This window comes from Candidatus Phytoplasma solani, from assembly GCF_040126175.1.
Lineage (GTDB): Bacteria > Bacillota_I > Bacilli_A > Acholeplasmatales > Acholeplasmataceae > Phytoplasma > Phytoplasma solani_A.
This window is the reverse complement of the sequence record NZ_CP155828.1, coordinates 442,184-458,752: the sequence shown is the minus strand read 5'-3', so window position 1 is coordinate 458,752 and position 16,569 is coordinate 442,184. Positions and strand designations below refer to the sequence as shown.

Genomic DNA, 16,569 nt, shown 5'->3' with positions numbered 1-16,569 from the left:
TAACAATCCTTGCTGTCCTTATTTTTTTTTAAGGTTCTCTTTTAAAACATTTTTATTTTTGAAATGAGGAAATAAAATAACATCACGAATGTTGGCGGTATCGGTTAAAAGCATAACTATTCGATCAATCCCCATTCCCAAGCCGCCAGTTGGAGGCATTCCGTAACTTAAAGCGTTTAAAAAATCATAATCCATTTCGTTGGCTTCATCATTACCTAATTCTTTTTGCTTTAATTGATTTAAAAAACGATTTTCTTGTTCTATTGGATCGTTTAATTCACTAAAAGCGTTAGCAAACTCTTTTCCATCAATAAAAAGTTCAAAGCGGTCGGCAAAACGGGGATCTTTTTCGTTATTTTTTGCTAAAGGACTAATTTCTACTGGATGTCCATAAATAAAAGTAGGTTGAATTAATTTATTTTCGACATATTTTTCAAAAAAAGCTTCTATAATGTGACCTTGAATAAAATGAGACATAACGTTAATATCATGTTGTTTTGCTAACTGCAAACAAGTTTCTAAAGATAAATGTTTTTGAAAGTCAATTCCTGTTTGATCTTTGATAGCGTCAGTCATGCTGATTTTTTGAAAATTTTGAAAGCTAATTTTTTTATTTTGATAACTAAAATCTAAACTTTTTAACACTTTTTGACAAACATATTGAAGACATTTTTGAGTTAATTCCATAATATCTTGCATATCTGCATAAGCTTGGTAAGCTTCGATGGTGCTAAATTCAGGGTTATGAGTTGCGTCAACCCCTTCATTGCGAAAAAGACGTCCAATTTCATAAACCTTGTTCATTCCACCAACAATCAATTTTTTTAAAGGCAATTCAGTAGCTATTCTCAAATAAAAGTCACAATTTAAAGCGTTGTGATGCGTGATAAAGGGTTTAGCGGCTGCCCCTCCCAAAGTTGATTGCAAAATAGGAGTTTCTACCTCTAAAAAACCTTCATTATCAAAAAAATTACGAATTGCTTTAACAATCAGACTACGAATAAAAAAAACTTGTCTACTTTTCTCATTAACAATAAGATCAACATAACGTTTTTTTCTCATTTCTTCGCGTTTTTGCAAACCATGAAATTTATCAGGTAATGGTTTTAAAGTTTTGGTTAAATGAATAAATTCTAAAGCTTTAATTGTTAGTTCTTGAGTTTTAGTTTTAAATAAAAAACCCTTAATTCCTATAATATCGCCTAAATCAGAATTTTGATAAAGACTAAAAGGATCATTACCTAATAAATCAAGTTTTAGATAAACTTGGATTCTAAAATTAAAATCTTGTAAATGTAAAAAACCAGCTTTTCCTTGCCCTCTTTTTAAAACAATCCTTCCTGCTATAGCTACATCAATTTTTGTTTGTTCTAACTTTTCTTTATTTATATTTTGATAATTTAAAATAAGATTTTCAATTGTTTGTGAACAAATAAATTTTTTACCAAAAGGATCAATTTTTAATTTTTTTAACTTCTTGATTTTTTGATATCTAATAGCTTCTTGTTCTGTCATTTTTTTAGTCATTTTATCTTCTCCTAAATCTAGTTAATTTATTTTTTTTATTTTAAAACATTAATCTTAATTATACCAAAAAATGGCGTTTTTTTAACCGTATATTTCGTTGAAAAAAAATTGTTTTTAGAAAAAAATAAGAAAAGTTAAAAAATTAGAAATAAATTAAAATAAAAAAAAGCTTGTTTCTAATTACAAATTTAAAACTTTATTATCTTGATTTTATTAATTACTGTTATCATTATTTTAGATTAACAAAAAAAAGACTCTTAAAAAAGTGTCTTTTACTTATTTTAATTCAGTAATTTGTCATCTTTTGCTATTTTTGAAAATATTTATAATTAGCTAAAAATAAATTATAGAATTTTATTTGCTAAGTGTATTTTTTGGAAGCAATGGTTTTTGATTGTGGTCATGTTTGATTTTTTCGAAATCAACTTTTAAATTATACAATAAAATATTTTTGTGATTTTTGTCTAACCAAGATTTTTCTGTTTTATTAAATAAAAAGTTATAAAAAAAATTAAATAAAGCGTTAATATCAATATTTATGATAGGTGATTTTATTTTCTTAAATAAATTTAATAAAGGGGTAAAATTTTTTAATAATGTGGACGGTTTGTTATTAGATCTTACCTTTATTATTTTTTCTAATTCATCTGCAAAATTTTTTTTTGTGTTATTTAATGTTTTAATATTTTTGCCTTTTTTTAATTTCTCTATTTCTTTAAGTATTTTGTTTTCTAGTTTTTCGTCTTTTAGCTCATTTGATATTGTTCCCGTATAAATTGTAAATATTTTATTAAAAATTTTATTTCGTTTTATTTTTGTAGAAAAACTTTTAATTAATTTTTCATCGGAGGAGTTTGTTTCTTTAATTTCATTAATAATAACATATTTTATAATATTTTTTAAATACTGATTTGTGTCTGAAACTTTAGATTTGTCGTTTTCTGTTAGCATTTTGAACAATTTATCTGTACCATTTTCTTTATATTCTATTTTAAATTTGTTAAATATATCATTAATGTTTTTTAAAACATCGATATTAATTTCTTTTATATCAGTTATATCGGTTTTTAACAACTTATTAATTTCTTTATAATAGCGATTATGTTTATTGTTTTCTTTATTAATGTTTTTATATTTATCGATGAAATCTTTTAGTATTTGGGTACAATTATTATTTTTATTTTTTTCAAAGCAGGATTTATTTTTATATATATAACAAGATAAATCAATTTCATTTAAGAAAGATTTAACATCTATGTTATTATTAAAATTGTTTAATATTTTTGTTTTAGTTTTAAATATTGCGTTAAATGATGCTTCTGCTATTATATTTTTATTATCTAAATATTGTTTATCAGAAGAAACATTATTAGTTGATATAAGTTCGGGAATGTTTTTTATCAAAAGAGATAACTTTCTTATTTCATAATTATATTGATATAAAATAGCGAATATATTTTCATTATTTGTTATGTTTTCTGGTGTTATAATTTTTTTTATTTTTTTGATTATTTTTTCTATTTTTTCTTTTCTTTCGTTTGGTTCTAAATTTTCCTTCAAAACAGAATAAAGCAGATCTTTATTTTTTTCATTTTTTTTATTTTTCTTATTTTTTTTAATTAAAAATTTTATATTATTTAAGATTTGTTTGGATAAAAAATCTAATTGATTTTTTTTTAATTTAAAAGCTGAGTTAGCAAATTTTTGTAAATATTGTAAATTTATTTCATCATCATTATTATTATTGGGTTTAATTAATTCTTTTATTTTATCTATTTTTGTTATTAAATTTGTTATTAAACCTTTTAAACCTTTTGGTTTTTTTTCTAATGGTATTTCATTGAAAATAACATTATAATTAAATTTATCCTCGAAATCCATATTTAAATCTAAAGTTATTTTAAAAAAATTTACAATCTGTTTAACTCGTTCATAATAAAATTGTATTTTGTCTTCATTATAGTTTTTTTCTATCGGAACTGAATCTTCTGTTATGTAAAAAGGATATGTTTGGTTGTCTTCGTTTGATTTTTTAGATTTTGATATAAAATTGTACTTGGAGAAAGTAATATTTCCATGATATAAATCACATCTTAGTTGATACATCAATGTTTTAGAAAAAAAATTATTATTCTCAACATTTGTATCCCATTTTGTTATTTGTTCTATATAACTAATAAAATATTTATATTTTTTTTCACTTGTGTGTGAAATTTTTGAAAGATTTTCCATATGATAGCAAAGTTCTGGCAAAAGAAGAAGATTTAATAAAATATTTATACAATAATCATTTTTATTATCTTTTAACATTTTTTTAGTAGATTTTATCAAATAGATAATAATATTTCTTTGTTCATTGATTTCTAATTTTGTTTCATTTTTTGTTGTATTGGTTGTTAGGTGTTGTATATTATATTTATGTTCTTCGAATTCCTTTGTAATAAGTTTTATTTTTAACTCTAATTTTTTAATTGTTTGGTTATCATTATTTTCTGTATTTTGTTCTCGTCTCTCTTCTTTATTTTCTTCTTTTTCTATGATAAATTTAAATCCAATTATGTTTTTGTCTAGTGTTTTGGTTATTTTAAAAAATATTTGGTTCTTCATTTCGTTAATCGTTATTTCACAATAATGATTCGATAAAACCGAAATATTTTCCTCTTTAAAATAATAATAACAATCTTCTATGTTATCTTTTAAATGATTTATAATACCATCTTTTCCCTTATTTGTTGCGCAAGCAACAACATTAATAATGTTATTTTCTTCAGACAATCTATTATTAGCTCCCTTTTTTAATTTTTATTTAATTTATGAAATATTTTAAAATAATTTTAAATATAACAAAAAAACTTAAAAAAAGAGTATTATAAGATCCATATTTGTTGATTTTGATGGTAATTTTGATGTGTAAAAAAATTATTAAATTATTAGGAATTGAGCCGAAAAATAAAAAAAAGTAAAAAGAAAACAATTGTCAAACAAAATTTTTTTTGTAAGTTTAAATATAGGCGCCGGACCAAAAACGGCAACCACCTGAAACAAAAATAAAATGAATAGTCAAAAAATAAATGAAAGAATCCAATAATTAACCGAAAGGTTACAACTAATGTATTTCGTTTTGTAAACAAACTAAAAGAATAATATCTTCTGTTAATGTGCAAATAAGAACCTTCAAACAAGCTAAAAAAGGAATTGAAACCAGAAATAATTAAATAATAATTTTTATTCAAATAATTAATAACTTTTAAATTATCTATATTAATCATAAAATTATATAAAAAACCCTTTCGTTAATTTTTTAAGTTAAATAACATTGAGGATAGTTTAATATTTTTGTATTTTAAATTTCTTATATATACTGATATATCTTATGTATACTTTCATTATAACTTAAAAATTTTTAAATTTAAAAAATTATTTGTGATTTGTTTTTTTGAACTAAAAAATATCTATTTTTTTAACAATCTTTGTTAATTTAAATAGATATCAGAACAAAAAAACAACAACAATCAAAACTAAAAAAAATAAAAAATAATTAAATTATATGCCAAAAACGTATTATTTTAGTTTACATAATGTTTATATGGGTTATAATAATATTGTGTTTACTCCCCCCCTTTTTTAATTTTTTATAATTAATTTTTAGTTTTTAAAAATTAAAAGATTAAAAAAAATATTCATTATAAAGTAATTAGGAATGTTTTAAAATGAGCATTAGTTTTTTTTCTAAAAAACGCTTTATTGTCACTTTTTTAATGATTTTAATAACTTTATTGTTTCTTTTGCTTTTTTATTTAGATAATCAAAAAAAAATAAAAAATAGAGTTTTAAAGCAAGAAGTTCAAGATATTTCTCTTGATGAAAAGTTAGATTATCAAATTAAAAAAGAGCAATTTCAACATTTTCAAAAAACCAACTTACAGTTCAAAACTTTACCAAACGAACCATCAAAAGCAAACATTAACGAAATAAAGAACTTAATAAAACAAGGACTTAGTATTTCAGAACTCAAACAAAAAGGCTATACCGCTAATCTTTTAAAAAAAGTTTTAATTTCTGCAAAACAGTTAAAACAAGGAGAATATACAGCTAAAGAATTAAAAGCTGCACAATTCAAAATTAAAGATTTAAAAAATGCTGGTTTTTTACCAGAAGAACTAATTAAAGCTGGTTATGTCCCCCAAGATTTTAAAAAAGCTGGTTATACTCCACGAGAACTTATAAATCTTGATAATAAAATTTTTCAACAAATTGGATATAAAGTTCAAGATTTTAAAAAAGATTTTATTGGATTCGATCAATTAGAACAAAAAGGATACAGCATTTTTAATTTAATTCAAATTGGTTATAGCCCTTTAGAATTAGCATTTAAATATACCATTAATAAAATCAAATTGGAATCTGGATATAATCTTTTTCAATTAAAAAAAGCTGGATTTAGCCCAAAAGAATTAATGCTTTATCTTGGTGTATCTCCTCAAGAATTAAAAGACGTAGGTTTTAAAGCGGTACAATTTAGATATACTACGTTACCATTATATGGTTTCAAATCAATCGGTTATACTCCACAAGAATTGAAAAAAGCAGGATTTAGTGCAAAAGCTTTAAAAGAAATGGGTTATAGTTTGCAAGAATTAAAACCTGCTTTATATTCAATTAAGCAATTATTCCAAGATGCCAATTTTAGTTTACAAGATTTCAAAGAAGCTGGTTACACCCCAAAAGTTTTAAATCAAAATGGTGTTTCTATTTCACAATTAAAAGAAGCTGGTTATTTAATTTCTGAACTAAAAGATTTTAAATTTAGTGCTAAAGAACTAAAAGAAGTTGGTTACACTCTTGATGAATTAAAAGAAAAAGGATTTTCTTTGGAACAATTTTTGTTTGCGGGAATTAAAATTCAAGAATTAAAAGAAAGTGGCTATACTCTTGATGAATTAAAAAATGCAGGTTGCACCGCTAAAGAATTACAAAAAGCTGGTTATACGTTGCAAGAATTAATTCAATTATCAAATATTGGTTTAGATTTAAGAGAACTAAAAATTACCCCTCAAAAATGTTTAAATCTTAATTGTTCATCTAAATTAATTCAAGAATTTGGATATTCAAAAGAAGAACTAAAAAGAATGGGGCTTTTAATTGATTTTTCTCGTAATGGTTTTATTAAAAGAATTACTCAAATCGATCCTCAAACTGGAAAAAAAATTAGGACTAATTTTTTTGGAGAATCGTCAGAAACTTGTTTGGTTAATCTTTATGATTCTTTAGGTAAACTTTGTAAAACTTATAACCCTATTATCAATATTTGTCAACAGTCAAAAAGTAATTAAGTCTTTGATTTCAAACATTTTAAACTTAAAATTAATAAAATATTTTTAAGATAAAAAGTTGTCTTTTTTCAATTTTGTAGATAATAAGAAATATTTAAACTATATTTTAAAATAAGTTTTTTGTTAGTTTAAAAAAAGGTATAATATTATTGATATTTGCTTTTTTTAATTTTTTTATTTCCTAATGATATGATGATTTTTTTGGAAAAAAGTGAAAAATTAAATATTTTAATTATTTCACATTAACTTTTGTCATAAATTAAAAAAAGTAAATTGAAATTAAAAAATCTTTTTAAAAAAATTAGTTTTTTCCTTTTAGACTTTTAGTTATCTTTGAGCTTAAAATTTATTAAAAATAACTAATTTGGAAAAAGATTTTATTTTTTGTTTAATTAATGAAAATATAGAAAAGGGATTAAAGCCATTATGTTTAATTTTTTAAAAAAAATATTTAATTCTTCTAAAAGAGCTTTAAGAAAAGCTAGAGTTATTGCTAATAAAGTGCAAAATCTAAGTCAAACTATGTCTTTATTACAGGATCAAGATTTTGTTGAAAAAACAAACAAATTCAAACAAAGATATCAAAAGGGAGAAACCCTTAATCAATTATTACCTGAAGCTTATGCTTTAGCAAGAGAAGCCACTAAAAGAGTTACAGGTTTAACTCCTTATTACGTTCAGGTTTTAGGAGCTATTATTTTGCATCAAGGCAATATTGCTGAAATGAAAACTGGTGAAGGAAAAACTTTAACAGCTATTATGCCTGCTTATTTAAACGCTTTAAGTGGTGATTCAGTGCATATAGTTACAGTTAATGAATATTTAGCTAAAAGAGAATTTGAAGGCAAGATTGGGGAAGTTTTTCGTTTTTTAGGACTTTCAGTTGGAATTAACATTAAAGATAAAAACATTGAAGAAAAACAAGCAGCTTATTTATGTGATGTCCTTTATACTATCAATTCTGAACTTGGTTTTGATTATTTAAGAGATAATATGGAAATTGATGCTCATAATTTAGTGATGAAACGACCTTATAGCTACGCTATTGTCGATGAAGTAGATTCTATTTTGATTGATGAAGCCCGCACTCCTTTAATCATTTCTCAAAGCACGAAAGAAACTAAAAATTTATATAAAGAAGCTAATCGCTTTGTAAAAACACTAAAAAGTCAACATTATCTTATTGAGTTAGAAAGCAAAACCATTGAATTAACTGAAGAAGGGATGAACAAAGCTGAAAATTTTTTTCAAATTGAAAATTTATATGATATACAATATTCTTCACTGCTTCATCATATCAAAAACGCCCTAAAAGCTTTTTTTACAATGCATAAAAATAAAGATTATTTGGTTGATCAAAATCAAGTTCTAATTATTGATCAATTTACTGGAAGGGTTTTAAAAGGGCGTCAATTTAGTGATGGTTTGCACCAAGCTTTAGAAGCCAAAGAAGGGGTTTTAATCAAAGAAGAAACTTCTATTGGAGCTACTATTACCTATCAAAATTTTTTCCGTCTTTATCATAAATTATCAGGGATGACAGGAACTGCTAAAACTGAAGAAGATGAATTTAGAGATATTTATAATATGGAAGTGATTGAAATTCCTACTAACCTTCCTATGATTAGGATTGATGAACCTGATTTTATTTTTGTGACTATGAAAGAAAAATATGATGCTTTAATTGATGAAATATTAGAAAGACATAAATTAGGACAACCTATTTTAATTGGGACAACTACAGTTGAAGTTTCTGAGATTATTGCCAAAAAACTAAAAAAACATTTAATTAAACATGAAATATTAAATGCTAAAAATCACTCTAAAGAGGCTGAAATAATTACCAAAGCTGGACTAAAAAACTCAGTTACGATAGCTACTAATATGGCGGGAAGAGGAACTGATATTCGTTTAGGTGAAGGCGTAATTGCTTTAGGGGGGTTGGCTGTTTTAGGAACCGAAAGACATGAATCAAGAAGAATTGATAACCAATTGAGAGGACGCGCTGGACGTCAAGGAGATCCTGGTTATTCTCGTTTTTTTATTTCTAGCCAAGATGAACTAGCGCAAAGATTTGGTGGTACAAAAATTGAAAAAATTATTTCTTTGTTGCAACAAATAAACACTAGTGAAAAAAAAACATCTTCTAAAATGATTACTAAATTTTTCACCAAAATACAGAAAAAAGTAGAATCTTCTAATTTTGATTATCGTAAATATCTTTTAAAATATGACGATATTTTGCGAATTCAAAGAGAAATTATATACGGTCAAAGAAAAGAAATTTTAAATAGTTCTCATCCTGAAAAAATAGCTCTTAATTTAATTGAAAAAACAATTAATCAAGCTATTATTCCTTATTTTTCCAATAAAAAAAGTTCTAACCAAGCAAAATCATTAATTCTTTTTTTAGAAAAAAACTTTTTCCCCAAAGAAACTTTTGATTTAAAAGAAGTCCAAGTGATATTTGAAAAATTTACCAACAAAACCTTTATTGAATTTAAAAAACACTTATTAGACAAAATTACAACTATTTTAAAAAGTCAAAAAACTTTTTTTGAAAAGGAAAATAGCGATATTCAATTTTTTTATCAAGTTATAAGATGGATTATGTTAAAAATAATTGATAATCATTATAAACGTCATATTAACGATATGAGTATTTTAAGGCAAGGTATTGGTTTTGTGGGTTATGGACAACAAGATTCTTTTATTGAATATCAAAAAGAAGGACAACTATTTTTTAATAAAATGATTCATCAAATAGCTATTGATATCACTAATACTATTTTAAAATTTTCCTTATTACAAAACTTTAAAAACATGCCGAAACCACAAAAAAACATTTTAAATGATAATAATTCTGATAATGCTAATATAGTCAAAAAAAGAAGAAAAATTCGCATTTCTAAAAAACCTTGGAATTAATTTATGGAAAAATATGAAATTAACCAAAATTTAGAAAACATATCTCAAAATTTAAGAGATTTAAAAAAAGCTCTTAATTTAAATAAAAATAATCAAACTTTGATAAAACTTAATGATTTAATGCAAAAAAAAGATTTTTGGGATAATCCACAAAAAGCAATTAAAATAAGTCAAAAGTTTAATGATCTACAAGAAAAAATAAACACTTTAGTTCATTTGGAAAATAATTATCAAGATTTAGTAGATTTTTTTAATTTCGAAGATAGCCAAAATAATGAAACTATTTTTTTGGAAGAGGAATTAAAAAACTTAATAGAAGCTGTTTTTAACTTTAAAATTAAAATTTTTTTAAATCAGCCTTATGACAATAATAACGCTATTTTAATTTTTCACCCTGGAGCAGGCGGAACTGAATCACAAGATTGGTGTGAAATGCTTTTTAGAATGTATCAAAAATACGCTCAAAAAAAGAATTTTAAAATAGAAATCCTTGATTATCAATCAGGTGAGGAAGCTGGTCTTAAATCGGCTACTTTATTGGTTAAAGGTGATTATGCTTACGGTTATTTAAAAGCTGAAAAAGGAGTTCATCGTTTAGTTAGGGTTTCTCCTTTCGATGCTAATGCCAAAAGGCATACTTCTTTTGTTTCTTGTGATGTCTTGCCTGAGATCAAAGATGAAATTAAAATTAATTTGCAAACAGAGAATTTAAAAATTGATGTGTTTAGAAGTAGTGGTGCCGGAGGACAGCATGTCAACACTACAGATTCAGCAGTTAGAATTACTCATTTACCAACCGGATTGGTGGTTGGTTGTCAAAATGAACGTAGTCAAATTAAAAATCGCGAAAAAGCCTTACAAATGCTTAAAACTAAGTTATTTCAGTTAGCCTTAAAGCAGCAAAAAGAAGAAAATGCTAAAAAATTTCAAAGCGAGCAAAAAGAAATCGGCTGGGGTTCTCAAATTAGAAGTTATATTTTTCATCCTTATAAAATGGTCAAAGATCATCGCACTAATCAAGAAATTTTTCAATTAGAACAAGTAATGGATGGCAATATTGATGATTTTATTAATGGATATTTAAGTAAAATACCTTTTAATGAATAAAATACTAAAAAAATATTTTTTTAATAATTTTATTCATCTAAAACATACAAAACTTGACAATTAACGACTTTTATGTCATAATAGTTAGGATGAATTTGTTAATTTCAAGATTAATTACAAAAAGAAAGTAGAGTTTTATTAATATGGCGATAAAAATGCGTTTGCAACGATTCGGAGTGCATAAAAGACCTTTTTATAGGGTAGTTACAAGTGATTCTAGAAACGCTAGAGACGGTAAATTTTTAGAAATTTTAGGAACTTATGATACTATTTTAAACATTATCAAGTTAGATCATGATAAAATTCAAAAGTGGTTATCCAATGGTGCTCAACTAACTAAAACAGTTAAAAAAATCTTGAAAAAAGATAATTTTGTTACCAAAACAACAACCAAAATGAAAAAGTCAAGTGTTACAAAATAATTTTTTTAATTATGTTAATTTCACATTATATCGAAAGTGACCCTTAATTATGATTATTGAAATTATAACTATTTTTCCTTTTTTTTTTAGAAGTTTTTGTGATAATTCTATTATCAAAAGAGCTTTAGAACAAAAAAAAGTTCAAATAAAAGTTCATGATTTAAGAAAATACAGCGTTAATAAACATCACCAAGTAGATGATTGTGTTTATGGAGGGGGAGCAGGAATGTTACTTTCTTTTCCTCCTTTTTTTGATTGTCTTCAAGAAATCAAAACTCCCCAAAGTAAAGTTATTTTACTCTCTCCTCAGGGTAAACTTTTTAATCAATTGCAAGCAACTAATTACGTTTTAAAAGAATCTCATTTAATTATTTTATGTAGTAATTATGAAGGGGTGGATGCAAGAATCTTAAAATACATTGATCAAGAAATTTCAATAGGTGATTATGTTTTAACCGGAGGAGAAATTGCTGCCACCGTTTTAATTGATGCCATTGTTCGTCTTATTCCTGGTGTTATCAAACAAGAATCTTATCTTTGTGATTCACATCAACAAGGTTTATTGAAATTTCCTCAATATACAAGACCACAAAGTTATCAAAACCAGGAAGTACCTTCAGTTTTGTTATCTGGCAATCATGCCAAAATTAAAAGTTGGCGTCAAAAAGAAAGTTTAAGAATTACTTTACAAAAAAGACCTGATCTTTTAGCAAATAAGAAATTAACCCCAAAAGAAAAAGTAATTTTAGAAGAAATTAAACAAGAATTGACAAATAATTCTTAAAATATTTTTTTAAAAAACAAAGGAGAAAGTGCATGTCTCAATTAAAAGGACAAAATTTAATAGAATCAGTCACTCAACACCAACTGAAAGAAATTCCTTCTTTTAAACCCGGAGATACTGTTAGAGTTTTTATTAAAATTGAAGAAATAAATCGCAAAAGAATTCAAATTTTTGAAGGTTTGGTTATCAAACGACAAGGACGTCTTATGTCAGAAACTTTTACTGTTAGAAAAATCTTTTCAGGGGTAGGGGTAGAACTTACTTTCCCGTTGTATTCACCTTCTAACGAAAAAATAGAAATTGTACGTTATGGTATTGTTCGTCGTGCTAAATTACATTATGTTCGCAATCTTTCTTCTAAAGCTTCACGAATTAAAGAAAAAAGATAACTTAATTTCTTAAAATACAATATTTTTTTGATATAAGTTATTTTTTATTCCCAAAAAAATAAAATGTTTTTGAAATAAAAAATAGGAGTTTGGAGATGTCTTTTTATGAAGAATTAAAATGGCGTAATTTAATTAAAGATTGTAGTAATGAAAAAGAATTAAAAGATATTTTAGATCATAAACAAGTTAAATTTTATTGTGGTTTTGATCCCACTTCCGATTCTTTAACTGTAGGACATTTAGTTCAGATAACAATGATTTTATTATTACAAAAACAAGGACATTTACCTTTTATTTTGATTGGTGGAGCTACTGGTTTAATTGGTGATCCAAAAGAGACAGAAGAAAGAAAATTATTATCTTTGGAAACATCATTAAAAAACGCTCAAAATCTTGAATTGCAATTGAAAGCAATTTTATTTCAAGAAAAAATAAATTTTATGAATAATTATGAATGGCTTTCTAAGTTAGATATAATTACTTTTTTAAGAAAATATGGTAAGTTTTTTAATGTTAATTATATGTTAGGAAAAAAAACAGTGGCCAAAAGATTGTTTTCTGGCATTTCTTTTACTGAGTTTACTTATATGATTTTACAATCTTTAGATTTTTACCATTTATATAAAAACCATAATGTTCAATTGCAATTAGGTGGTTCTGATCAATGGGGTAATATTACAAGTGGTTTAGAATTAATTAGAAAAATATCAAAAGACCATATTGCTTTTGGTGTTAGTACACCTCTTTTATTAAATGCTAATGGTACTAAATTTGGCAAAAGTGAACAAGGTGTTTTGTGGTTAAATCCTAAAAAAACCTCTCCTTATGAAATTTATCAATATTTTTTAAATGTTTCTGATGAAGAAATTATTAATTACTTAAAAAAACTTACTTTAATTCCTAAAGAAGAGATTTTAGAATTAGAAAAAGCAACTTTCCAAAATCCTCAAAAGCGATTAGCTCAAAAAACTTTAGCCAATAACATCATTTGTTTAATTTATTCTCAAAAAGTTTTGCAAGAATGTCTTAAAACCAATGAAATTTTATTTTTAAATCAAAAAGAAGCTTTTCAAGAAAAAGATTTCATTTTATTAGCTAAAACATTATTTTGCTACTCAACTCCATTAGATTCCATTTCCTTAGTTGATGTTTTAGTTAAAACTAAATTAACAACTTCTAAAAGTGAAGCTCGTAAATTTATTCAAAAAGGAAATATTCAAATTTTTAACCAAAAAATCAAAAATCCTGATTATTTGATTACTAAAGAAACTACTTTATTCACTAAATACACCCTTTTAAAAAAAGGTAAAAAACACAACGCTTTAATTATCTTTAATTAATGTTTTTTTAAATTTTGTTTACAAATAAAATGGGGTATAAACAGTGTTAAAAAAATCTTTCCGTTCTCTTTTTCCTATTTTGACAACCAACCCTAAACTTGTTTATTTTGACTCAGCTGCAACTTCTTTAAAGCCTAAAAAAGTAATAGATGAATTAATTTCCTTTTATCACAATAATGGAATGAGTAATAAATCTTTTGCTTTTTTATCATCTCAAACAACTTTATTATTAAATGAAACTAGGGAGAAAACAGCTTTTTTTCTCAATTGTTTATCTGAAGAGGTTATTTTTACCAAAGGAACTACTGATTCTCTTAATTTATTAGCCCAAAGTTTAGGTGATCTCCTAGAAGAAGGTGATGAAATTATTACATCAGAATTAGAACATAATTCTTCTATATTACCTTGGCTAAAGCAAGCCAAAATGAAAAAAGCAAAAATAATTTTTATTCCTTTGAATCACCAAAACGAAATAACTGTTAAAAATTTTTCAAAAGTTTTAACCGAAAAAACCAAGATAGTAGCTTTAACGCATATTTCTAATTTATTAGGATATATTACCCCTATCAAAGAAATAATTGCTTTATCTCATCAAAAAAATGCTTTAGTGGTTTTGGATGCTGCTCAATCAGCAAGTCATTTTCCTATAGATGTTAAATTTTTAGATGTTGATTTTTTAGCTTTTTCAGCTCATAAATTATATGGTCCTTTCGGAGTAGGAATTTTATTTGGAAAAATTTCTCTTTTGAAAAAATTAAAACCAACCTTTTTTGGTGGTAATTCTATTCAAGAATTTTCGTTAAATCATCTTGTGTTAAATAATTCTCCTCATAAATTTGAATCAGGAACTCTTAATATTGCAGGAATTATTGCTTTTAAAAAAGCTTTAGAATTGATTGAAGAAATTAATTTCCAAGAAATTCAAAGAATCGAAAAAAACATTCATCAAAAAATTCTTAAAGAATTAAAAAAAATTCCCAAAATAACGATTTACAACCCTAAATCTTTTAATATTATTACTTTCAATTTAAATCAAATTCATGCTCATGATGTAGAAACTTTTTTAGCTCAAGAAAATATTTACGTAAGAACAGGAAGATGTTGTGCTTTTTTAGCAGCCAAAAAAATAAAACAGTCTAGTGTGGTACGTATTTCTATAGGTATTTATAACAATCAAAAAGATGTTGATATCTTAATAAAAAACTTGAAAAAAGCACAAGATTTTTTTATGCAATTTTCTAAAAAGTAAAAAGGTTTTAAAATGTTAGAAATAAATAAATTATATCGTGATGTAATTATGAAGCATTATAAAAATCCTCAAAATTGGGGTTTATCTAAAGATAACAGTTTTATTTCTTTAACTCATAAAAACGTTTCTTGTGGAGATTCCATTATTTTACAAATTAAGTTTTTCCACCAAAAAATAGAAGATATCAAATATGAAACTCAATCTTGCGCTATTTGTCGTGCATCGGCTAGTTTAATGTCTATTTATTTAAAAAAGATAGAAATTAACGAATGTTTAAATAAAATAAATCATTTTTTATCTATGATCAATAATCAAACTTTAGACGAAAAACAAATAGAAAATGATTTATTATTGTTTAAACATTTTTGCCAATTTTCAGGAAGAAGAGCTTGTATTGCTCTTCCTTGGCAGGCTTTGGAAAAAATAATTCAAAAAAAGAAATAAAAGACCACCTTCAAAGGTGGTCTTATTTTTTTAGTTTTTAAAATCTAGCAATCCCTAATTTTTTTTGTACTTCTTTGATTTTGTAGGCCGCAATAAAACGAGCTTTTTTAGCTCCTTCATCTAAAATTGCATTTAATTGAGGGCTATCAATTAACTGATAAAATTTTCGTTGTAAAGGAACGATAAATTCTATAATAACTTCATAAACTTTATCTTTTAAGTTTTTATAAGAAGATAATTGAAATATTTTTTCACTTTCTTGCATACTAACTTTTTTTAAAGAAGCATAAATAGTTAAAAGATTAGAAATACTAGGCTTATTTTCAGGATCATATTTGATGATTGTTTCAGAATCAGTCATAGCAGACATGATTTTTTTTTTAATTTCTTTGGGTTCATCTAAAAGTAAAATATAATTTTTATCATTTTCGGTTTTACTTTTACTCATTTTTTTTAAAGGATTTTGCAAAGATTTAATTTTAGTGCCTAAAGGATTAAAAAAAGCTTCTGGAACTATAAAAGTATTTCCATATAAATTATTAAACCTGATAGCTAATGTTTTAGTTAGTTCTAAATGCTGTTTTTGATCTTGACCGATTGGCACAAGGTTAGCATCATAAATCAAAATATCAGCTGCCATTAATGTTGGATAAGTGAATAAAGAAGTACGTATGCTATCGTTATTTTTTTTACTTTTTTCTTTATATTGAATCATCCTTTGAAGTTCATTAAAATAAGAATTACATTCCAAAAGATACCCCAAATAAGAATGTTCAATAATTTCTGATTGGACAAATAAGTTTATTTTTTCTGGCTCCAATCCTGCTGCTAAATAAAGAGCTGCTACTTTTTTAATTTGTTTTTTTAGTTGTACTGGTTCTTGATAAAAAGTAAGAGCATGCAAATCAGCTATAAAAAGATAAAAATCAAAATTTTTTAAATATTTTTGCAAAAAAAGTAAAGGTTGTAAAACACCAATATAATTACCTAAAGTTAATTCTCCTGTTGGTTTAATTCCTGATACTAATCTTTTTTTTTGGATCAAT

12 protein-coding genes are annotated in these 16,569 nt (G+C 24.6%); 9 read left to right on the top strand and 3 right to left on the bottom strand.

Annotated elements, in window-relative coordinates:
- Nucleotides 1-18: 18 nt before the first annotated feature.
- Nucleotides 19-1,527, bottom strand: coding sequence for a lysine--tRNA ligase (gene lysS, locus PSOL_RS02225; protein WP_349401741.1), 1,509 nt, complete (start codon nt 1,525-1,527; stop codon nt 19-21).
- Between the two features lie 354 nt (nt 1,528-1,881).
- Nucleotides 1,882-4,302 carry a hypothetical protein gene (locus PSOL_RS02220; protein WP_349401739.1) on the bottom strand — a complete coding sequence of 807 codons (2,421 nt, stop codon included), beginning with the start codon at nt 4,300-4,302 and terminating at the stop codon, nt 1,882-1,884.
- A 935-nt stretch (nt 4,303-5,237) separates the two neighbouring features.
- Here PSOL_RS02220 and PSOL_RS02215 point away from each other — a divergent pair.
- The 9 genes from PSOL_RS02215 to sufU all read left to right on the top strand — a co-directional run bounded on the left by PSOL_RS02215 (nt 5,238) and on the right by sufU (nt 15,523).
- Nucleotides 5,238-6,860: a hypothetical protein gene (locus PSOL_RS02215; RefSeq protein WP_349401737.1), complete on the top strand. Its 1,623-nt coding sequence runs from the start codon at nt 5,238-5,240 to the stop codon at nt 6,858-6,860.
- Nucleotides 6,861-7,286: 426 nt separating this feature from the next.
- Nucleotides 7,287-9,788, top strand: a complete 2,502-nt coding sequence (secA, locus tag PSOL_RS02210) for a preprotein translocase subunit SecA (RefSeq protein WP_349401735.1) — start codon at nt 7,287-7,289, stop codon at nt 9,786-9,788.
- A gap of 3 nt (nt 9,789-9,791) precedes the next feature.
- On the top strand, nt 9,792-10,895 hold the full coding sequence (gene prfB, locus PSOL_RS02205) for a peptide chain release factor 2 (RefSeq protein ID WP_349401734.1): 1,104 nt from the start codon (nt 9,792-9,794) through the stop codon (nt 10,893-10,895).
- Nucleotides 10,896-11,038: 143 nt separating this feature from the next.
- On the top strand, nt 11,039-11,317 hold the full coding sequence (gene rpsP / locus PSOL_RS02200; RefSeq protein WP_349401732.1) for a 30S ribosomal protein S16: 279 nt from the start codon (nt 11,039-11,041) through the stop codon (nt 11,315-11,317).
- A gap of 49 nt (nt 11,318-11,366) precedes the next feature.
- On the top strand, nt 11,367-12,101 hold the full coding sequence (gene trmD, locus PSOL_RS02195; RefSeq protein ID WP_349401730.1) for a tRNA (guanosine(37)-N1)-methyltransferase TrmD: 735 nt from the start codon (nt 11,367-11,369) through the stop codon (nt 12,099-12,101).
- A gap of 32 nt (nt 12,102-12,133) precedes the next feature.
- On the top strand, nt 12,134-12,490 hold the full coding sequence (rplS, locus tag PSOL_RS02190; RefSeq protein WP_349401728.1) for a 50S ribosomal protein L19: 357 nt from the start codon (nt 12,134-12,136) through the stop codon (nt 12,488-12,490).
- 95 nt (nt 12,491-12,585) lie between these two features.
- Nucleotides 12,586-13,830, top strand: coding sequence for a tyrosine--tRNA ligase (tyrS, locus tag PSOL_RS02185; protein WP_349401726.1), 1,245 nt, complete (start codon nt 12,586-12,588; stop codon nt 13,828-13,830).
- Nucleotides 13,831-13,873: 43 nt separating this feature from the next.
- Nucleotides 13,874-15,079, top strand: a complete 1,206-nt coding sequence (locus PSOL_RS02180) for an aminotransferase class V-fold PLP-dependent enzyme (protein ID WP_349401724.1) — start codon at nt 13,874-13,876, stop codon at nt 15,077-15,079.
- A gap of 12 nt (nt 15,080-15,091) precedes the next feature.
- Nucleotides 15,092-15,523, top strand: a complete 432-nt coding sequence (gene sufU / locus PSOL_RS02175) for a Fe-S cluster assembly sulfur transfer protein SufU (protein WP_349401722.1) — start codon at nt 15,092-15,094, stop codon at nt 15,521-15,523.
- 37 nt (nt 15,524-15,560) lie between these two features.
- Here sufU and trpS read toward each other — a convergent pair whose 3' ends face one another.
- The gene (gene trpS / locus PSOL_RS02170; RefSeq protein WP_434062265.1) at nt 15,561-16,565 is read right to left on the bottom strand and encodes a tryptophan--tRNA ligase; all 1,005 of its coding nucleotides are present in this window, start codon (nt 16,563-16,565) and stop codon (nt 15,561-15,563) included.
- Between the last annotated feature and the right edge of the window lie 4 nt (nt 16,566-16,569).